Source organism: Pseudonocardia endophytica (assembly GCF_004339565.1).
In the GTDB taxonomy this organism is placed as follows: Bacteria; Actinomycetota; Actinomycetes; order Mycobacteriales; family Pseudonocardiaceae; genus Pseudonocardia; species Pseudonocardia endophytica.
In genome coordinates, this window is sequence record NZ_SMFZ01000001.1 from 3745463 (window position 1) to 3765134 (window position 19672).

At 71.0% G+C, this 19672-nt stretch carries 23 protein-coding genes; 16 read left to right on the forward strand and 7 right to left on the reverse strand.

What is annotated here, in order from left to right; translation table 11 throughout:
- Positions 1–2: 2 nt before the first annotated feature.
- From EV378_RS17370 to EV378_RS17415, 10 genes are all read left to right on the forward strand, one after another.
- Positions 3–290: a toluene-4-monooxygenase system B family protein gene (locus EV378_RS17370; protein ID WP_132426657.1), complete on the forward strand. Its 288-nt coding sequence runs from the start codon at positions 3–5 to the stop codon at positions 288–290.
- 4 nt (positions 291–294) lie between these two features.
- Positions 295–603, forward strand: a complete 309-nt coding sequence (locus EV378_RS17375; protein ID WP_132426660.1) for an MmoB/DmpM family protein — start codon at positions 295–297, stop codon at positions 601–603.
- 19 nt (positions 604–622) lie between these two features.
- Positions 623–1645, forward strand: coding sequence for a ferritin family protein (locus EV378_RS17380; RefSeq protein ID WP_132426663.1), 1023 nt, complete (start codon positions 623–625; stop codon positions 1643–1645).
- 134 nt (positions 1646–1779) lie between these two features.
- Positions 1780–2109 carry a Rieske 2Fe-2S domain-containing protein gene (locus EV378_RS17385; RefSeq protein WP_243653516.1) on the forward strand — a complete coding sequence of 110 codons (330 nt, stop codon included), beginning with the start codon at positions 1780–1782 and terminating at the stop codon, positions 2107–2109.
- Positions 2106–3344 (forward strand): NAD(P)/FAD-dependent oxidoreductase, encoded by a 1239-nt coding sequence (locus EV378_RS17390; RefSeq protein WP_132426666.1) that lies wholly within the window; start codon positions 2106–2108, stop codon positions 3342–3344. Before EV378_RS17385 ends, EV378_RS17390 begins: the two co-directional genes overlap by 4 nt.
- Complete coding sequence (locus EV378_RS17395) at positions 3341–3742, forward strand: uL22 family ribosomal protein (protein ID WP_132426669.1); 402 nt, start codon at positions 3341–3343, stop codon at positions 3740–3742. Before EV378_RS17390 ends, EV378_RS17395 begins: the two co-directional genes overlap by 4 nt.
- On the forward strand, positions 3739–4077 hold the full coding sequence (locus EV378_RS17400) for a metal-sulfur cluster assembly factor (protein WP_132426672.1): 339 nt from the start codon (positions 3739–3741) through the stop codon (positions 4075–4077). Before EV378_RS17395 ends, EV378_RS17400 begins: the two co-directional genes overlap by 4 nt.
- The gene (locus EV378_RS35385; RefSeq protein WP_165922320.1) at positions 4074–4364 is read left to right on the forward strand and encodes a putative quinol monooxygenase; all 291 of its coding nucleotides are present in this window, start codon (positions 4074–4076) and stop codon (positions 4362–4364) included. Before EV378_RS17400 ends, EV378_RS35385 begins: the two co-directional genes overlap by 4 nt.
- A 115-nt stretch (positions 4365–4479) precedes the next feature.
- Complete coding sequence (locus EV378_RS17410) at positions 4480–5226, forward strand: GntR family transcriptional regulator (RefSeq protein ID WP_132426678.1); 747 nt, start codon at positions 4480–4482, stop codon at positions 5224–5226.
- A 100-nt stretch (positions 5227–5326) separates the two neighbouring features.
- Positions 5327–6526 carry a CaiB/BaiF CoA transferase family protein gene (locus EV378_RS17415; RefSeq protein WP_132426681.1) on the forward strand — a complete coding sequence of 400 codons (1200 nt, stop codon included), beginning with the start codon at positions 5327–5329 and terminating at the stop codon, positions 6524–6526.
- Positions 6527–6575: 49 nt separating this feature from the next.
- Here the strand turns inward: EV378_RS17415 and EV378_RS17420 are convergent, their stop codons facing one another.
- From EV378_RS17420 to EV378_RS17435, 4 genes are all read right to left on the reverse strand, one after another.
- A complete protein-coding gene (locus EV378_RS17420; RefSeq protein WP_132426684.1) occupies positions 6576–7280 on the reverse strand; it encodes a type 1 glutamine amidotransferase domain-containing protein in 705 nt (234 codons plus the stop codon).
- Between the two features lie 102 nt (positions 7281–7382).
- A complete protein-coding gene (locus tag EV378_RS17425; protein WP_132426687.1) occupies positions 7383–7754 on the reverse strand; it encodes a Zn-ribbon domain-containing OB-fold protein in 372 nt (123 codons plus the stop codon).
- 35 nt (positions 7755–7789) lie between these two features.
- Positions 7790–8965: a thiolase family protein gene (locus EV378_RS17430; protein ID WP_132426690.1), complete on the reverse strand. Its 1176-nt coding sequence runs from the start codon at positions 8963–8965 to the stop codon at positions 7790–7792.
- Positions 8962–9657: a TetR/AcrR family transcriptional regulator gene (locus tag EV378_RS17435; RefSeq protein WP_132426693.1), complete on the reverse strand. Its 696-nt coding sequence runs from the start codon at positions 9655–9657 to the stop codon at positions 8962–8964. Before EV378_RS17435 ends, EV378_RS17430 begins: the two co-directional genes overlap by 4 nt.
- 109 nt (positions 9658–9766) lie before the next feature.
- Between EV378_RS17435 and EV378_RS17440 the strand changes: the two genes are divergently transcribed.
- From EV378_RS17440 to EV378_RS17450, 3 genes are read left to right on the forward strand one after another with little or no spacing between them, the layout of a single operon-like run.
- Positions 9767–10933, forward strand: coding sequence for an aromatic ring-hydroxylating oxygenase subunit alpha (locus EV378_RS17440; protein WP_132426696.1), 1167 nt, complete (start codon positions 9767–9769; stop codon positions 10931–10933).
- Entirely contained in the window at positions 10930–11499 is a 570-nt protein-coding gene (locus EV378_RS17445) for a hypothetical protein (protein ID WP_132426699.1), read from the forward strand. Before EV378_RS17440 ends, EV378_RS17445 begins: the two co-directional genes overlap by 4 nt.
- Positions 11496–13103 (forward strand): AMP-binding protein, encoded by a 1608-nt coding sequence (locus EV378_RS17450; RefSeq protein WP_132426702.1) that lies wholly within the window; start codon positions 11496–11498, stop codon positions 13101–13103. The genes EV378_RS17445 and EV378_RS17450 overlap by 4 nt, the downstream gene beginning before the upstream one ends.
- Before the next feature lie 264 nt (positions 13104–13367).
- Here the strand turns inward: EV378_RS17450 and EV378_RS17455 are convergent, their stop codons facing one another.
- From EV378_RS17455 to EV378_RS17465, 3 genes are all read right to left on the reverse strand, one after another.
- Complete coding sequence (locus EV378_RS17455; protein WP_243653517.1) at positions 13368–14411, reverse strand: amidohydrolase family protein; 1044 nt, start codon at positions 14409–14411, stop codon at positions 13368–13370.
- A gap of 84 nt (positions 14412–14495) precedes the next feature.
- Positions 14496–15203 (reverse strand): IclR family transcriptional regulator, encoded by a 708-nt coding sequence (locus EV378_RS17460; protein ID WP_243653518.1) that lies wholly within the window; start codon positions 15201–15203, stop codon positions 14496–14498.
- A gap of 97 nt (positions 15204–15300) precedes the next feature.
- Positions 15301–15972: a TetR/AcrR family transcriptional regulator gene (locus tag EV378_RS17465; RefSeq protein WP_132426711.1), complete on the reverse strand. Its 672-nt coding sequence runs from the start codon at positions 15970–15972 to the stop codon at positions 15301–15303.
- Positions 15973–16030: 58 nt separating this feature from the next.
- Between EV378_RS17465 and EV378_RS17470 the strand changes: the two genes are divergently transcribed.
- The 3 genes from EV378_RS17470 to EV378_RS17480 are packed head-to-tail and all read left to right on the forward strand — an operon-like array spanning position 16031 to position 19658.
- Entirely contained in the window at positions 16031–16939 is a 909-nt protein-coding gene (locus EV378_RS17470) for an alpha/beta fold hydrolase (protein ID WP_132426714.1), read from the forward strand.
- A complete protein-coding gene (locus EV378_RS36775; protein WP_132426717.1) occupies positions 16936–18006 on the forward strand; it encodes a VOC family protein in 1071 nt (356 codons plus the stop codon). Before EV378_RS17470 ends, EV378_RS36775 begins: the two co-directional genes overlap by 4 nt.
- Complete coding sequence (locus EV378_RS17480; protein ID WP_132426720.1) at positions 18003–19658, forward strand: bifunctional 3-(3-hydroxy-phenyl)propionate/3-hydroxycinnamic acid hydroxylase; 1656 nt, start codon at positions 18003–18005, stop codon at positions 19656–19658. Before EV378_RS36775 ends, EV378_RS17480 begins: the two co-directional genes overlap by 4 nt.
- Positions 19659–19672 lie beyond the last annotated feature (14 nt).

The window sequence follows — 19672 nt, forward strand, 5'->3', positions numbered from 1 at the left end:
CCGTGTCCGACACCGCAACCGACACCGCCGCCGACGCGACCCCGCAGCTGGTCCCGATCAACGCGATCTTCGCCGACGACTTCGTCGAGGTCCTCGCGCCGGTGCTGTCCACCGACACGATCGCCGAGGTCGCCGAGAAGGTCGCCCACCACAGCGAGGGCAAGCGGGTGCGCAAGCAGGACAAGCCGAAGGTCGTCTACCACGACGACCGGATCCTGCCGATGGAGATCACCGTGGTCGAGGCCGGAATCGGCCCCCTGGACCACGTCCGCGTCGACTACCAGGACTGAAGACATGGACAACGCAGTCGGTCCCATCCTGCGCATGTGCGACGAGGTCGAACTCGTCGCCGCCGCGATCGAGGACGACAACCCGGACAAGGAGATCGAGGTCATCGACCGTGGCTCCTACGTCCGCATCCACGCGTCCGACCACCTGCGGGTGACGGCCGAGTCGCTCAAGCGCCACCTCGGTGACCAGTTCGAGATCCGATCGCTCGAGGCGATGATGTCGGCCTTCTCCGGCCGCATCCAGACCTCCAGCGACTCCGTCGAATGGTCGCTCGGACGCCGTGGAACCGCCTCGACCGCGGCGACGCGGTGACATCGGAGGGGAACTGAACATGACAGAGACGCCGGCCACCCCGAAGCGACGGCTGCGCACGTGGAGCGCGTTCGGGGACGTGAAGCGCCGACCCAGCGAGTACGAGATCGTGACGCACCGCACGAACTGGACGCTGCGTCCCGATCGGAAAGCGCCACTCGAAGGCAACCCCTCCTCTCCGGGGAACCTGTGGCTGCTGACCTACCGCGACCAGTCGCCACTCCAGGTGCCCGACTGGGACGACTTCCGCGACCCGGACGCCCACACCTACCGCTCCTACGTGATCCACCAGGACCAGGAGGAGGGTCAGGTCGCCGGACTGCTCGACCAGTACGCCACGGCCAGGGCCGACACCGGGCTGTCCCCGGCGTGGGTGCGCACGCTCGCTGAGCTGTTCACCCCCTCCAGGTTCCCGCTGCACGGCTCACAGCAGGTCGAGGCCTACATCGGGTACGTGGCGCCGTCGTCCTACATCACCAACCCGGCGGCGCTCGCCGCGGCCGACCTGCTGCGACGGGTGACCCTCGTGTCCTACCGGACCCGGGAGCTGCAGATCGCCCACCCGGACAGCGGCTTCGCCACCGGCGAACGGGCCGTGTGGGAGCACGGCGAGGCGTGGCAGCCCGCCCGGCGGGCCGTCGAACTCGCCCTGGTCGCCTACGACTGGGCGGAGGCATTCACCGCGCTGAACCTCGTGCTGCTCCCGACGCTCGACGACGTCCTGCTACGGCAACTCGGCGACGTGGCCCGGGACAACGGTGACGAACAGAGCTGGCTGCTCGGCGGACGTCTGGCCGCCGACTCCGACCGGCGCATGCGCTGGAGCGGCGCGCTGGCGCGGTACGCCCTCGAGAACGGCCCGGGCAACGCCGGCGTGCTGCGCAAGTGGATCGGCAAGTGGTCCCCCCGCGCGGACGACGCCGCAGCCGGTCTCGGACACCTGCTCGAGACCCTGCCCGACCACGGCAGGCCGGCGTCCGAGGTGGCGGACGGCGCGCGCCGGACCCGGGAGCGGCTGCTCTCCGAGCTCGGCCTGATCTGAGCGTCCGCCACCCACCGGCGGCGTCGCCGCCGGTCGCCCGCTCCCACGCCTCGGAGCAGGGGCCGGGACGGTCGGAACTCCCCGGCCGGCCGTCCCGGAACCACCACAACCTGCAGTAGTTCGGAGACAGCCCCATGAACCGTGCCGCTTCGGGCACATCGACCTGGACCGCCGCGATGGAGGAGGACGAGCTCTGGGAAGGCGACATGGCGCCCGTCGTCGTCAACGGCGTGAAGGTCCTGCTGATGAACGTCGACGGCACGGTCCGCGCCTACCAGAACCGGTGCCCGCACCAGGAATGGGCGCTCGACGAGGGCGAGTTCGACGAGGGCAAGCTCATCTGCTCACGCCACCTCTGGGAGTTCGACGCCCTCACCGGCGCCGGGGTCAACCCGACCGACTGCGCACTCACCTCCTACCCGGTCAAGGTGGAGGACGGCCAGATCCTGGTGTCCTTGCCATGACCGCCCCGATCGTGGTGATCGGCGGCGGCCCGGCCGCATCCGCGGCGTGCGGCGCCCTGCGCGAGGAGGGGTACGACGGCCCGCTCGTCGTCTGCTCGGCCGAACACGTCGCTCCCTACGAACGGCCGCCCCTGTCCAAGGACCTGCTCACCGGGCAGGCGACCGCCGCCGATCTGGCCCTGCGCGCCGACGACTGGTACGCGGCCAACGACATCGACCTGCGGCTGGGGACCCCCGTCGTCGCGCTGTCGAACGGGACCCATGAGGTCGAGCTCGCCGGCGGTGAGCGGCTCGCCTACGACAAGGTGCTGCTGGCCACCGGCGGCTCGCCGCGCCGCCTCCCCGACGACCACAGTGACCGGGTGCTGTACCTGCGAGACCTCGGCGACTCGCACGAGCTCGGGAAGCGGATCCGGTCCGGCGAGCCGCTGGTCGTGCTCGGTGGTGGTTTCATCGGCTGCGAGGTCGCGGCGTCGGCTCGCGGGTCGGGCGCCGAGGTGACCGTGCTGGAGATGGACGAGCTCCCGATGCGGCGCGGGGTCGGCGACGCCATCGCCGCCGCGATGGCGCAGGTGCACCGCGAGAACGGGGTGGTGTTGCGTACCGGCGAGCGGGTGGACGTCGTCGAGAGCTCGTCGGAGGGCGTCCGGATCCGCGCGGCAGGAGGCGACCTGGAGTGCGCGACCCTGCTCGTCGCCGTCGGCCTGGTCCCCAACACCGCCGTCCTCCGCGGCACCGGTATCGACCTCGATCCGGCGAGTGGCGGCGTGGCGGTGGACGGGTTCTGCCGTTCGAGCGATCCCGACGTGTTCGCCGCCGGCGACGTCGCCGCCCACGATCACCCCGGCTACGGCCGGATCCGGGTCGAGCACCACGACAACGCGATCAAGCAGGGTGCCGCAGCAGCCCGCGCCATGCTCGGTGTGCTCAGCGAACCGTACGCCGAACCTCATTGGTTCTGGTCGGACCAGTTCGAGCACAACCTCCAGTCCGTCGGCCGGTCCGGCCCGGGCGACCAACAGGTCGTGCGAGGGTCGATCGAGGAGCGCCGCTTCGCGCAGTTCTCCCTGCACCGCGGGCGGGTCCGCTCGGTGATCGCTCTCGATCGCGGGCGGGACATGATGTGGGCGAAGAAGCTGGTCGCCTCCGGGATGACCGTCGACCCCGGCCAGCTCGCGGACGACTCCGTCCCTCTCAAGCAGCTCGTCAAGTCCGGTGGAGGAGCAGAGCAGTGAACGCACTGGATGAACAGCGGCCGCCGGCGCCCGACCAGCGCTTTCTGGGCCGCACCAGCCAGGCCCGAGCGGACCAGACCACCGTCCGCAGAGCCCTGTCCTCGGTGAGCGACATGCCGGCCGACCGTGCCTACGCCGCGCTGCAGTTCAGCGCGGGGATCAGCTGCCCGGTCGCCGCGCGTGTCCTGCTCGAGGCGATGACGACCGCGGAACGGGCCGGGGTCGCGTCGTCGGACCTCGTCGTGTCCGGATTCGAGGTCGGCGACGGCGAGACGGTGACGCGGGTCCGTCGCCTGGCCCACGGGAAAGCGGACTGGATCTCGACACAGACCACCGCCGTACAGGTAGAGCTCAGCGCGCCGGCCGCCCCGCCGCGCCGAAGAGAGGCAGACCGATGAGCCGGACCGACACCCTCGCGACCGAGGCGATCACCGAACAGATCACCGAAGCGCTCACCGAGGTGCTCGACCCCGATCTCGGTGTCAACGTCGTCGACCTCGGGTTCCTCTACGGGATCACCCTCGACGACGGAGCGGTGACCCTGACGATGACCCTCACGTCACCGGCGTGCCCGTTGACCAAGCCGATGGAAGACCAGATCCAGATCGCGCTTGTCGACGGCGGCCTCGTCACCTCCGCGACGGTGGACTGGGTGTTCCAGCCCCCCTGGTCGCCGGCTCGGATCACCCCCGACGGACGGGACCAGCTGCGCGCGATCGGGTTCAACCTGTGAGCGTCATCGTGGTCGCCCGCTATCGGACGGCGCCCGCCGACGCCGACGACGTCGCTCGGCTCCTGGTCGACTACGCCCCCCAGGTCCGCGACGAGCCGGGCTGCGTGAGTTTCGTAGCAGCCCGCAGCCCCGATGACCCGGCCTCCTTCGTGCTTCTCGAGCACTACCGAGACCAGAGCGCGTTCGACCAGCACGTGAACTCGGAGCACTACGCGGCCGTCGCCCGAGACAAGATCCGGCCGCTGCTCACCGAGCGCGCGGTCGAGTTCTACGACACCGTGGAGTGACATCGTGATGATCTTCGGACTGGCACACCCGGAGCGAGATGAGCCGCCCGGCTGACCCCTTACGAGATCGGCGCGGGCAGCGAGACGACAACCGAAGCAGGGGGAGGTACGGACCGTGACCGCTGAGGGCACTCGGCCCACGATTGCCTACCGCACCCTGGCCAACGAACTCCGCAACGCGATCCTGGCCGATCAGTTCGCCGACGGGGTCCCGCTGCCGACCGAAGAGTCCCTGGCGCGAGACCGGGGACTGAGCCGCCAGACCGTGCGACGAGCGTTCCAGGACCTCGTCACCGAGGGCCTGGTCTACCGGATTCGCGGCCGCGGCACGTTCGCCAGCCCACGCGACGGTCGCTACCTACGCCAGTTCGGGTCCGTCGAGGAACTCATGGGCCTCTCACTCGACACCGAGCTCGAGCTGATCGTCCCCCTCCACGACATTGTGGACGCGGCAGCCGCCGACCGGCTCGAGGAACCATCGACGGGCCTGTGCTCGGCGACGTTTCGCCGCTTCCACAACGGGACCGCCTTCTGCTCGACCCGGGTGTACCTGCCCGGCGACGTCGGAGAGCTCATCGCCGGCGCCCCCGAGCTGAGCACGCTCGGATGCCGCAGCCGCAACACCGTCATCGGCCTGATCGACGACCGAGCCGAGCCGATCACCGACGCCGAGCAGTCGATCACGGCGACGGCCATACCGGGAGAGATCGCCGGGCACCTCGGCGTACGGCCCGGACTGTCGGTCCTCCGCATCGACCGGACCTACTACGGCGCCACCGGCCGGCCACTCGAGCTGGCAATCAGCCATTTCCTGCCCAGCCACTACAGCTACCGGGTTCGGCTGCGGCGCAACAGCACATGAGCCCGACCCTGCTGGGACGGGCACGTCCCCTGGCATGTGCGTCTCGCGGACACGGCCCCTGCGAGCCGTCTCCCGGCCCAGGTAGAGAGGAAACGCAACCGTGGCAGGACCACTGGCCGGACTACGCGTCGTCGACCTGACCCAGGTCCTCGCCGGCCCCTACTGCACGATGGTCCTCGCCGACCTCGGCGCCGACGTGATCAAGGTCGAGCCCCCCGGCGGAGACATGGCGCGCCAATGGGGACCGCACCCGCAGGGCGCCGACGCCGCCAGCTACGGCGGCTACTTCGCCAGCGTCAACCGGAACAAGCGCAGCGTGTGCATCGACATCAAGGACCCCGCCGGGCGCGAACAGTTCCTCTCCCTGCTCGGCACGGCCGATGTGCTGATCGAGAACTTCCGGGCCGGCGTCATGAACGGCCTGGACCTGTCGTGGGAGCAGCTGCACACCCGCTTCCCCGCCCTGGTGTACGGGAGCATCCGTGGATTCGGCGACCCTCGCACCGGAGACAGCCCGTACCGCGACCGCCCGGCTTTCGACATCATCGCCCAAGCGATGGGCGGGCTGATGAGCGTCACCGGTGAGGACGCCGCCCACCCGATGAAGGTCGGCCCCGGGATCGGTGACATCTTCCCGGCCGTCCTCGCCGCCGTCGGCATCGTCGCGGCGGTCCGGGAAGCCGACACCACCGGCGTCGGGCGATTCGTCGACGTCGCGATGTACGACGCCGTGCTCGCGCTGAGCGAGCGGATCGTCTACCAGCACTCGATCACCGGCAAGAGCCCGGAGCCCCGAGGGAACTCGCACCCGATCCTGTGCCCCTACGGCGTCGTCCCCACGGCGAGCGGCTCCATCGCCATCGCCGCACCGTCCGATCGTCACTGGGCCCGTCTGGCTCGGGCGATGGGACGCCCCGAGCTCGCCACCGACCCGTCGTTCGCGACGAACGACGCGCGCCTCACCAACGCCGACGCCGTGTACGGCGCGGTCGAGGCATGGACCCGGACCCTGCCGACCGAGGCCGTCGTCGAGAAGCTCGCCGGCCATGTCCCGTGCGGCCCGGTCAACACGGCCGCCGACATCGTCGCCGACGAGCACGTCGCGGTCCGCCGCATGATCATCGAAGTCGAGCACCCCGGCGGTCGAACCGTTCAGATCGCCGGATCGCCCATCAAGCTCGCCGACGACACAGCCATCGCCCACACCCGGGCTCCGCTGCTCGGCGAGCACAACGACGAGATCCTCGCCGAGCTCGCCGCCCACGACCGGGGCGTCAGCGGCCGAGCGATCACAGCCTGACCTTCGGCGACACCCACGACCTGACGATCGACCGGAAGGACGGGGTTCGCTAGGCCTTGAGCGCCGTCACCAGCGCCTCGGCGAGTGGCTCGGAGGACGCCGGGTTCTGGCCCGTGTACAGGGTCCGGTCCACCACGACCTTCGGAGCCCACGCGTCAGCGACCGAGACCACACCACCCTCGGACTTGATCCGGTCTTCGAGCAGCCAGGACGCCTGGTCGGCGTAGCCGACCTGGCCCTCCTCGACATTCGAGAACGCCGTGAGCCGGTACCCGTCGAACGACCAGCTGCCATCTGCGCGCCGGGCCGCCAGCAGCCCGGCAGGCCCATGACAGACGGCGGCGATCGGCGTGCCCGCGTCCAGGAACGCGTTCAGCTGCGCACCGAACGACTCCGACACGGCCAGGTCTTCCATCGGACCGTGCCCACCCGGGACGAACACCAGGTCGAAACCGGCCGGATCGATCGTCTCCAACGGCGTCGGGGCGGCCAGCTCGGCCGAGATCGAGCTGATGTAGTTGCGCAGGCCCTCGCCGACCTCGGCCGAGCCACCATTCATCTCCGGAGAGAAGCCGGCCTCGTCGGGGGTGGGAACCACACCACCCGGCGTCGCGATCGTGATCGTGAAACCCGCCGCGGTGAAGATCCGGTGGGGCGCCACGAGCTCTTCTGGCCAGTACCCGCACGGGTGCTTCGAGCCGTCGGCGAGCGTCCAGTGATCGGAGCCGGTTACTGCGAGCAGAACTGTCGTCATGGCCCGAAGCTAACGGGACGTGCCGGCCGCCAGCGCCATCTGAACAGCATCACGACAGAACCGTGTACGAACCCGCAACTCCCCCTCGTGGTCCCCGGGTACTCAGTCGCTCGGTGTGAAGAGCGGGACGCTCTCACCCAGGTCCGGGTGGACGAAGGCGACACGAACGGGGAGCCCGGCGCGCATCGTCGTCGGGTCGCCGCAGATCCGGGCGTGCAGCCAGGGGCCCTCGTCGAGTTCGACGATCCCGGCGACGTAGGGCACCGCGCCGGCCAGGTCGGGGTGTGGGGCCCGGTGGACGACCGTCCACGTGACGAGGTGGCCCCGACCCGTTGCGGAGATCCACGTCAGGTCGACGCTCGCGCAGGACGAGCAGGTGCGTGCCTCGGGTGGCTCGGGATGGGCGCACCGCTCGCACCGGCGGATCATGAGCTGCTCGCGGGCGGCGCCGTCGAAGAACGGAGCGGTCGCCATGTCACGTTCGGCCGGCGGGCCCGGGAACCGCGGGGTCACGACGTCGGCCCGTGTGGGCTGAGCACCAGCGTGGCGTGGTGTTCGAGGACCCCGCCGTTGCCGCTGACCAGCACGACGTCGCAGCGGTCGACCTGGCGTTCCCCGGCCTGGCCGCGGGCCTGCAGGACCGCTTCTCCGAGCGGGGTGAAGCCCCACAGGTAGTAGCCCGACAGCTGCCCGCCGCCGGTGTTGCAGGGCAGCTTGCCGCCGCGGGCGGTGTGGCCCTCGGCCACGAACGGCCCGCCTTCGCCCTTCTCGCAGACGCCGTAGTCCTCGAGGGTGACCAGGACCGTGTACGTGTAGCAGTCGTAGAGCTGCAGGACGTCGACGTCGTCGATGCCCAGGCCGGCCATCCGCAGCGCGGCCGGCCCGGCGATCGCGGCACCGGTGCGGAGCCCGAACTCCGATCCGCGCTCCATCACCTGTCCCGGGTGGCCCTGTCCCCAGCCGATCACGTGGACCGGAGGTCGGGCGAGGTCGCGGGCACGGTCCGCGGTCGTCACGATCACCGCGGCGCCGCCGTTGGACACCAGGCAGCAGTCGAGCAGGTGCAGGGGTTCGGCGATCCAGCGCGACGCCTGGTGCTCGGCGAGGGTGAGGGGCGTCCGGTGCTGGGCGAGCGGGTTCGACCCGGCCCACTCGCGTTGTGCGACGGCGATCGCGCCGAGCTGCTCGGTCGTGGTGCCGTAGGTCTGCATGTGTCGCCGGGCGGCCATCGCGTAGAGCACGTTCGGGGTGACGGCTCCGGCGGCCAGGCGGTAGCTCGGGATGCCGGCCGGGATCGGTCGCGCCCCGGCCGCGTAGGCGGAGCCCGCGCTGCCGGAGGGGCGCAGGGGCGCGTCGGCGAACACGCACGCCACAGCGGTGGCCGTCCCGGCGGTCACCATCGCCGCGGCGAACATGACCATCGCGCCGGCGGTGGCACCGAACGCGTTCATCTCGGTGTTCAGGCGCAGGTCGCGCAGGCCGAGCGTGTCCTGCAGCCGGACCCCGAGGTCGCGGCGCAGTCCGCTGCTGGTCAGCAGCCCGTCGATCCCGGACAGCGGGAGCCCGGCGTCCACGGCGGCCCGACGCACGGCATCGGCGGCCAAGTCGGTCGCGGAGCGGCCGTACACCTTGCCGACGTCGGTGATCCCCCAGCCGGCGATCGCCGCCGTGGCACCCGTGGTCACCGCTTGCCCGCGATCCGGTCCGCCACATCGTAGGTGTCGGCGACGCGGTCGACCGCGGCCCGGGCCGCCTTCGCCGCAGGCCCCTCCGGGTCGGCGAGCCCCTTCAGTGCGGCTCTGTCGACGAGGAGGCCCCCGAGGACGAGCGTGACCAGGGCGCTGCCGACGTCCGCGGGCGGTGTCGGTCCGTCGGGATCGAACCAGGTCCACATCCACTGAGCTGACCCGAACACCAGCAACGTCTGCAACGCCGGATCGACAGCCTGGAAGAGGCCCCTCCCGATGCCGTCCGCGAGCACCTCCCGTACGGCGTCGAGGTAGGTCTTGCGCATCGCCCGCCCGGTGGCCATCGCCTCGCGGTCGGCGAGCCGCGCGATCTCCCGGTGGACGGCGACGGTCGCCGCCCGGTCCTGCACGTAATAGATCACGAACGCGTGCAGGACCGCTGCGAGACGCTCGGCCGGATCGCCGAGCTGGTCGGTCATCAGGTCCAGCTCCATCGACCGCCGGTCCATGTAGGACTCCTGCAGCGCGGCGAGCATCTGTTCCTTGGCCCCGAAGTGGTGCGACAGCGCACCCTTCGACAGACCCACCTCGGCCGCGACCGCGCTGAAGTTCGTCTCGTCGTAGCCGACCTCGGCGACCTGGCGCGTGAACGCCTCGAGGATCTCGCGGGCCCGTCCGGGTCGGGGCATGTGCAGCACTCCTGGGGCTCGTAACTGGACGCCCGACCAGTCTAACCCTTGACACGGTCCGACCCGCCACTGAAATTGACCGGACGTCCGGTCAGTAACGGAGGCATCGATGGAGAGCACCACCGAGCGGCGGATCATCGCCGACATACGGCAGTTGATCGAGGGTCGGACGACGGCGATGGCCGACGAGGTCCGCAGGCAGCCGACGTCGGTCTACGTCGACCCGGAACGACACGTCGCCGAGCGGCAGGTCCTGTTCCGCCGGTACCCGAGCGCGGTCGCGCTGACGGCCCAGGTGGCGAACCCGAACGACTTCGTGACGACGACGGTGGCCGGGATCCCGGTCATCGTGGTCCGCGGCGACGACGGCGTCGTGCGGTGTCTGGTCAACATCTGCCGCCACCGCGCCAACCGGGTGTGCGACGAGAAGTCCGGCAACCGGCGGATGTTCGCCTGCCAGTTCCACGCCTGGACCTACACGACCAAGGGCCACTGCCGGTCGTTCGTCGACCGCGAGGGCTTCGCCGACATCGGCCGGGAGGACTTCGGCCTGCGCGAGCTGCCGTGCGAGGAGCGGCACGGCCTGGTCTGGTGCCTGCCGGACGCGGACGTGCCACTGGACATGGCCGGCTACCTCGGGCCGGTCCTCGACGCCGAGCTCTCGGACTACGACGTCGGATCGCAGACCCTCTACGCGTCCACCCGCCTGGAGAAGCCGTTCAACTGGAAGCTCGGCGTCGACACGTTCCACGAGGTCTTCCACCTCGCCTTCCTGCACAAGAAGACCGTCGGGCCGCTGTTCCTCGGCAATCTGGCGGCGTACGAGAAGATCGGCCTGCACCACCGGTTCGTCCCGGTACGCAGCACGTTCCCCGACGTCCTCGCCCGGCCCGAGGCCGAACAGGAGCTCCTCCCGCACGCCGGCGTCGTCTACTACGTCTTCCCGGCCACGTTCATCAACTGGCAGATGGACCACATGGAGATCTGGACCGTCGCGCCCGACGCACGGCGAGACGACGCCTGCGTGATCACCGCGTCGATGCTCGTCGCGGACCCGCCGTCGACCGAGCGCGAGACCCGGCACTGGGACCGCAACTGGACGATGCTGCGCGACTCGGTGATGACCGAGGACTTCGACACCATGGAGATCATCCAGTCGAACATCGAGTCCGGCGCCGTCGACGAGCTCGCGTTCGGCCGCAACGAGATCGGCCTGCAGAACTTCCACCGCGACCTCGAGGCAGAGCTGGCCAGGCACGCCGCCGGGCAGTCATGACCGCCGGCCGGCTCCGGGACGCGATCGCCGGGCTGTGCGCGACGGCGGTACCCGGGTCACCGCCGACCGGGGCCGAGCTCGACCGCTCCGCCGCAGCACTCGCCGACACCCGTCACCCCCTGGACGCCCAGGCCTACACCGTCGCGACCGCCCGATGGCTCGCCGACCTCGACCACCGGTGCGAGCACCCGGACCGGGTGGCCACCGCCCTGCTCGACCACCTCGGAACCCTGTTCGTCGGCGCGAGCCTCCGGACCGGCGAGCCCTCGTCGGACCTGCTCGCCGGAGTGCGGACGCACGCGACCGAACCGCCGCCGGACGTCATGGTCCTGTCCGACACGTTGCTGCACGTCGTCGGCGATGACCTGCCCCACGACCACCTGGCGCACATCGACGAGCTCTGCGACCACGCCGTCCCCGCCGCCGACAGCCTGCACGCGGCGGACTCGATCTTCTACACCCCTGAGGCCCGATCGAGCCTGGAGGGATTCGCCCGCCTGAACCTCGCTCGCACCCGGCAGGCGATGTCCGCCCGCAACCCGCAACCGACCGGAGGCCCGAGATGACAGAGCTGTCAGCGCACGACGCCTTGCCGAGCGCGATCGCGCGCACCGCCGCGCAGGACCCGGGCCGCCCGTTCCTGCTGCAGGTCGACGGCCGGTCCCAGAACTACGGCGAGGCCGATGCCGAAGGCGACCGGTTCGCCTCGGCGTTCCGACGGCTCGGGGTGGAGCAGGAGACCCGGGTCCTGACACTGCTTCCCCCGTGCATCGACGCCGTGGACACATGGGTCGGCCTGGCCCGGCTCGGCGCCGTCAACGTGCCGGTGAACACCAGCTTCGAAGGCCGGATCCTCGAGTACGTCATCGAGAACTCCCGAGCCGGGATCCTGGTCTGCGCCGCCCGATGGCTCGACCGGATCACCCACCTGGCCGACCGGCTGACCAGCCTGCGCGTGATCGTCGTGCTCGACGGACCCCCGACCGACGGCCTGCCACAGCAGATACTGACCCGCGACGAGTTCCTCACCGGCGACCCGGGTGACGAGACGTTCGGCAACCCGGAGCTCTCCGATCCGGCGATGATCATGTACACGTCCGGCACGACCGGGTCGTCGAAGGGCGTCGTGCTCCCCTGGGGCGCGTTCGTGCGGTCCTCGCACAACCTCGTCGCGCCCGACTGCGACGTCGATTCGCACGACGTCATGTACCTGCCGTTCCCGATGTTCCACATCAGCGGGACCCAGTTCCTCAGCATCATGGCCCGGGTCGGCGGCACCGTCGTGCTCCGCGAGGTCTTCTCGACCGACGACTACTGGTCCGACATCCGGCGGTTCTCCTGCACGATCAGCCTCATGGTCGGCGCCATGGCCGGCTTCCTGGCCAAACAGGATGCCCGGCCGGACGACGCCGACAACCCCCTCGACGTTGCGATCATCATCCCGATGATCGACGGACAGGCCGAGTTCGAGCGGCGCTTCGACGTACGGACCTACACGCTCTACGGGTCGACCGAACTGGGCTGCGTCCTGACGTCGAACCTGGGGATCGTCCCGCCACGCTCCTGCGGCTTCCTCCGCCCCGGCTTCGAGCTCCGCATCGTCGACACCCAGGACCGACCCGTCCCCGACGGCGAGCCCGGCGAGCTGATCGTCCGGCCCACCGAACCATGGACCACGATCATCGAATACTTCGACATGCCGGCCGCAACGGCCGCCGCGTTCCGCAACCTGTGGTTCCACACCGGCGACACGTTCGTCCGCACCCCCGACGGCGACTACATCTTCTTCGACCGACTCAAGGACTCCATCCGGCGCCGCGGCGAGAACATCTCCTCGGCCGAGCTCGAAGCGTGCGTACTCGTGCACGACGCCGTGCTCGAGTGCGCCGCGGTCGCCGTCCCCGCCGAGATCTCCGAGGACGAAGTCAAGGTATGCGTAGTCCTACGACCCGGCCGGGAACTGACGGCGCCGGAACTCATCGACCACCTGCTGACCGAGCGAGTGCCGCGGTTCATGATTCCGCGCTACGTCGAGTTCCTCGACACCCTGCCCAAGACACCCACCAACAAGATCCAGAAGGACCGACTGCGAGCAGCCGGCGTCACCGCCACCACCTGGCAATGGTCGGGACGCGGGAGCAACACCGAGTTGGTGTCGAGCGGCGGGTGAGCCGTCAGCATGTAGACACTAGGATCATCAGACCAACATAACTGCTGTTCAGAGGGTGGAGACGAGGGGAATCGAACCCCTGACCCCGCCTTGCAAGAGAACGGGCTCGTGTGAGCTGCGTTGCATCCCGCAGGATGTCGTCGTCCATTGCCATCGTCAGTGCCACGCAGTCCGGAGTGGACGAACGTGCTGGCTACCACGCTGACGTCGGCGACGATCTCGAGGGAGTCTCGCCCGGCGATGGTCGAGCCGGCCGGGGGTCGGTCAGGACGGGTTCATCAGCTTGAACACGCCTCGCGCGAGACGGTCCTTGATCGCCCCGCGGGTGGTGGCGGCAGCGCCGGTGCGGGCCGGTGCGGCGGTCCCGGTGAAGCGGGGGAACAACTGCTCGGCGTTCCGGTGGTCGACGGCCGCGGCGACGGTCGGACCGAACGGCGTGTTGGCGGTGTACTCGGCCAGGCCCGCGTTGAAGTAGGTGACCGCCGAGGACGGCGCGAACGGCCAGTCGCTGCCGTAGAGGACGTGGTCGGGCCGGGCGAAGTTCAGCACCGCCAGCAGCGACGCGGGGCCGGCAGACAGGGCGGTGTCGAAGTAGAAGCTGCGGAAGTCGTCGAGGATCTCGCGCGGGGTCCGGCCGGTGTCGCCGGCCATGCCGACCGCCATCCGGTGCGCCGCGTAGGGGACGAACCCACCGGCGTGGCTGAGGATGAACCGGATGTTCGGGTAGCGCGACACGATCTGGTTGCGCACCAGCAGATAGGCGGCGCGGCTGGTGTCCAGCAGGAAGTCCGCAGCGAACGGCGGGATGCCCTCGACCTGCGGGCCGGGCAGCTCGGCGGGGTGCACGAACACCACGGCGCGGCGCTCGTCGAGGGCGGCGAACAGCCGGTCATGGCCCTCGGAGCCCAGGTAGCGCCCGCGCGAGTTGGCCAGCAGCACGACACCGTCGGCACCGAGGTCGTCGAGCGCGTGGCGGGCCTCGACGACGGCGGCGTCGACGTCGGGCAGCGGGAGTGTCGCGAAGTGCCCGAAGCGGCCGGGATGGTCGCGGGTGAGCTCGGCGCCGTACTCGTTGAGCGTGCGGGCGAGCCTCGCGGCGGCCGACGGGTCGTCGAGCAGGGTGGTGCCCGGCGCCGAGACCGACAGGACCGCACTGCTGATCGCGGCGTCGGACATCTGGTCGAGGGCGGCCTGCGGGCTCCAGTCCGGCAGTGCCCGACCGCCGACGTCGGTGATCCCGGCGGCCGCGAGGGCCTCCCGGTAGGGCGGGGGCACGAGATGCTGGTGGACGTCGATACGCCGTGACACGATTTCCCCTTCCATGGCCGGGGCCTGCGGCGCCGGCGGCTCCATTACTCGTAGTGATTCCCACAGACCGACGGCGGCCCGTGCTCAGCCGCCGAGCGCGCGCGACAGGGCCAGTGCCGCGGTCCGCACGGCCGGCGCGACCCGCTCCGTGTTCAGCCGGTTAGACCAGCCGGTGATCGACAGACCGGCGATGGCGCGCCCGTCGGCGCCGAGCACCGGGGCCGCCACGCACGCCACCCCGACTCCGGACTCCTCGTGTTCCTCGGCGACGCCGCTGTGGCGGACCCGAGCCAGCTCGGCGCCGAGACGAGCCGGCAGGACGATCGATCGCGGCGCCACCCGGGCCAAACCGGCGTCGAGCACGACCTCGACCTGGGACGCCGTCCCGTAGGCCAGCAGAGCCTTCCCGACCGCCGTGACGTGCGCGGGCATCCGTCCGCCCGTCCGCGACGCGATCTGTGGGCCACCGCTGGTCGTGAGCTTCTGCAGGTACACCACCTCGGCGCCGTCGAGCACCGCGAGATGCACCGTCTCGCCGGTGGCGCGGTGCAGGTCGGCCAGGAACGGCGCGGCCGTCTCCTGTAGGTCCCGCTGGCCCGGCACGAGCTGGCCGAGCTCGAACAGCCGGATCCCGAGCCGGTAGCCGCGTGCGGTGCGTTCCACCATCGCCTGCGACTCCAGCTCGGCGAGCAGCCGGTGTCCGGTCGGCTTGGGCAGATCGGTGCGCCGGCACAGCTCGGTCAGCGTCACCTCCGGTTCCTCCGGGCGGAACGCCCCGAGCAGAGCCAGCACCCGCGCCGACTTCGACGTTGCCTTCCGCGTGCCGTCAGCGGTCTGTGCAACGGCGCACGCGACGGCGGGCGGGTCCACGCCGCGGTGGTGGAGGTACTCACGGCACGGACCCGGCACCGTCGGCGCTCTCCCGGGCGATCGCGTCGGTGAGCAACCGGGCGTGCAGCGCGAACATCTCGAGCAGGTCGACGTCGTCGCCATGGATCTGGTGGGCGATGAACAGACCGTCGGCGCCGGCGAGTGCGTAGGTGGTCAGCCGCCGCGCCGACGCCTCCGGCAGCCCGGGCGCCAGGGCGTCGAGGGCCGCCTGCACCCGGTCCCGGGCGACCTCGCGGACCTGCAGGAAGCGGGTCCGGGCCGTCGGTTCGGTCGGGCGGCGTTCCAGCGTCAGCAGCAACCCCAGCCGGAGGAAGTCGGGAGTCTCCAGCAGTGCCTTGGCCACTCCGACCGACATCGCGGCCGCCCGTTCGGCCGGGTCACCGGCCTGTTCGTCGGGCAGTTGTACCGCGGCCAGCCAGGTCTCGAAGCTGCGCTCGATCACCGCCGCGATCAGCTCGTCCTTGTCGGTGAAGTGCCAGTAGATCGAGCTCGCCGGCAACCCACAGCGCTTGCTGACCGCCGAGATGCTCGTGCCGTCGTAGCCGCGTTCCCCGGCGATCTCGGCTGCCGCGTCCAGGATCCGCCGCTGGGACTCCTGCCCGTCGGCGCGCTTGCGCCGCCCGCTGCCGGTCACATCCACCTCCCGTGACGCCCACCTTGACGCCTTCATCAAGCGTCCTTACTGTAGCACTCATTCCAATTGTATCGATCGCTACGGAAAGAGGTGGATGGTGGCGACGCTCACGCAGGCTCCGTCGAAGCCCGCCGTGCACACCGAGTCGACCGTGCACGCCGGTGGACGCGAGATCGCGCTGACCGAGGTGTCCTCGGCCGGTGGGCCGGTCCGGGAGACACCGCTGGTGCTGCTGCACGGCGGCGGGCCGGGCGCGAGCGGCATGTCCAACTACGTGGCCAACGTCGACGCGCTCGCCGCAGACGGCTACCGGGTCCTCGTCCCGGACCTGCCCGGCTACGGGCGCTCCAGCAAGGGCATCGACCGGTCCGACCCGTTCGGTGACCTGGCGGTCTCGGTGCGCAGCCTGCTCGACGCCCTGGACATCGAGCGGGCCGCGCTGCTCGGCAACTCCTACGGCGGCGCGGCCGCACTGCGCCTGGCACTGGACCGCCCGGATCGGGTCGAGCGCATGGTGCTGATGGGGCCCGGCGGTGTCGGTACGACCCGCGCGCTGCCCACCGCGGGCCTCTCGGCCCTGCTCGACTACTACACCGGGGAGGGCCCGAGCCGGGCGAAGCTGCGCGCGTTCCTGCGCGACTACCTGGTCTTCGACCCATCGACGGTCACCGAGGAGATGGTCGAGCAGCGGTACCTGTCGAGCGTCGACCCCGAGGTGATCGCCGACCCGCCGCTGCAGCGGCCGTCCGGGCTGTCCGCGCTGCGCACCGCGCTGCGGATGGACTTCACCCGCGACTCCCGCATGGCCCGGTGCACGGTGCCGACGCTCGTCGTGTGGGGCACCGAGGACAAGGTGAACCGCCCATCGGGTGGGGCGTGGCTGGCCCGGACGATGCCCGACTGCGACCTGCACCTCTTCGCCCGGACCGGGCACTGGGCACAACACGAGCAGGCCGAGCGGTTCAACCGGCTGGTCCTCGGCTGGCTGGACGGTGCGCTGTGAGCGCCGCGACGGCTCCACCGGCACCTGCCGACTGGCGGGCACACGCCTCGGCCGTTCGCCCGGACGTCTTCGGTGCCGCGCGTCTCGGCTACGTCGTGGTCGAGTCCCAGCGGCTCACGGCCTGGAACCGGTTCGGCGCCGACGCGATCGGCCTGCACGTCGACGCACCGGACCGGGACCACCTCCGGCTCCGTCTCGACGACCGACCCTGCCGGTTCCTGATCCGGCGCGGCCCGGACGAGGACGTCACGGCCGCCGGCTGGGAGGTCGACGACCACGCCACCTTCGAGGAGATCCTGCATCGGGTCCATGCGGCCGGGCTCCCGGTCACCGAGGGCACCGACGAGCAGGCCGCGCTGCGCGGCGTGGAGCGGCTCTGGCGTTTCCCCGGACCGAAGGGCATCGCCACCGAGATCTTCACCCGCGCCCGCACCGCCACCGACCCGCTGCGGATGCAGAACTCCGCGTTCGTCACCGGCCACTCCGGGATGGGCCACCTGGCCATCACCACCCGCCACCCCGAGCAGCTGCACACCTACTGGAACAACCTGCTGGATCTGCGGCTGACCGACCGCATCACCGAACGCGTCGGCCCGGCCATGCTCAACATCCGCTTCCTGCGCGCGGGCGAGCGACACCACTCGATCGCTCTGGCCAACGTCGCCGGCCTCCCGATCGACCCGATCCGCACCCGCGTCCAGCACATCAACATCCAGGTCGCCCGCCTCGAGGACCTGCTCGCCGCCCACCACCGGGTGACCGAGCTCGGCTTCGCCATGGCGTGGTCGGTCGGCCAGCACACCAACGACCGCGAGCTGTCGTTCTACTGCGTCACACCGTCCGGGTTCGAGCTCGAGGTCGGCTGGAACCCCGTCGTGATCACACCCGAGCGCGAGGAGCACTGGGAGCCCACCATCTACGAGGGCATCTCGATCTGGGGCCACACCCCGACCGGCCAGAACGTCGCCGAGCTCATGGGCCGCTTCGGCGCCGCCGTGCGGTCGCTGCGCGAGCGCGAACAGACCGTGCCCGCCCTTTCCTCGATCCCGCGCGGGGCCCACCGATGAGCCCCGCCGCGAGCAACCCGACGGGCCCGCGGGGCGAGGCACCCGACTACGACGTCGCGATCGTCGGCTACGGGCCGGTCGGTGTCACTGCCGCCAACCTGCTCGGCGCGATGGGCCTGCGGGTCCTGGTCGTCGAACGGGACACCGACGTCTACGCCCGGGCCCGCGCGATCTCCACCGACGAGGAGGTCGTCCGCATCTGGCAGCGGATCGGCCTCGCCGACACGCTGACGGCCGACATGCTCGCGGACCGCGAGCTGACCTTCGTCGACGCCGACGGCCGCACCTTCCTGGCGTTCACCCCGCAGCCGGTCGGCAACGGGCACCCCACACAGCTGTTCATCTACCAGCCCGCGCTCGAACGCACCCTTCGCGAGGGCGCGACCCGCTACCCGAACGTCGACGTCCGGCTCGGCCACGACTGCGTCGGCATTGCTCAGGACGACGACGGCGTCGAGCTGTCCGTCCGACCGGCCGGCCCTGTCGACGCAGCCGCAACACCCGCATGGACGTGCCGATCGTCCTACGTGATCGCCGCCGACGGAGGATCCAGCGCGATCCGGTCCTGCCTCGGGATCGGCTTCGAGGGCCGCACCTACACCGAACGCTGGGTCGTCATCGACACCAAGGTCCGCCGGCCGTGGCCCGAGGTCGACCGGCTGCGCTTCCACTGCGACCCCGAACGCCCCGCCGTGGACTGCCCGACCCCGCTCGGCCACCACCGGTGGGAGTTCCCCGTCCAGGACGGAGACGACGAGCAACGGCTCACCAGCACCGACGGCGTGTACGAGCTGCTCGCCCACCAGGGGATCGGACCCGAGCACGTCGAGATCCTGCGTGCGGTGATCTACAGCCACCACGTGCGCTTCGCCGACCGCTGGCGCGACCGGCGGGTGTTCCTCGCCGGCGACGCCGCCCACGTCATGCCCCCGTGGCTCGGGCAGGGCATGGCCTCCGGCGTCCGCGACGTCGACAACCTGTGCTGGAAACTGGCCACCGCCCTGGACCCGCAGCTACCGGACACGACCCGCGAACTGCTGCTCGACTCGTACGAGGCCGAACGCATGCCACACGTCCGCAGCATCACCCGGGCCGCCGTGTTCTTCGGCAGGGTGATCACCGAACGACGCCCCGGCGCGGCAGCCGTCCGCGACCACGCGTTCCGGACGATCTGCCGCCTGCCCGGCGTCGGCGCGTTCCTGCAGAACGGCGGCTGGTTCCCCACGACCAGGTACCGGACTGGCCTCCTCGGACAGGCGCACCGCCGCAGGGGCCCCGCCCGCGAGACCGGTACCCACCTGCCCCAGCCGTGGGTGCTCGACCAGCACGGCCACCGGACCCGTCTCGACGACGCGCTCGGCCACACCGAATGGGCCGTCCTGCATACCCGGGCCCGAACCGGCACGGACCTCGACGCCTGGCGGCGCGCCGGGATCCCGCTCGTCGAGCTCCGCCCGGCCGGCAGCGACCCCGGCCCCGGCGCGGTCGTCGACATCGAGAACGTGCTCATCACACGGTTCGCGCGAGCGGGTGTCTCGGCCGCCGCGATCCGGCCCGACGCGATCGTCTACGCGGCCGCCGGCACCAGGTGCCCGCTGCCCCCGCCACTGGGCGGGATGCGGGCCGTCGACCGGCCCGCGGCGCCGGCCTGACCGCCGTGTCGTCA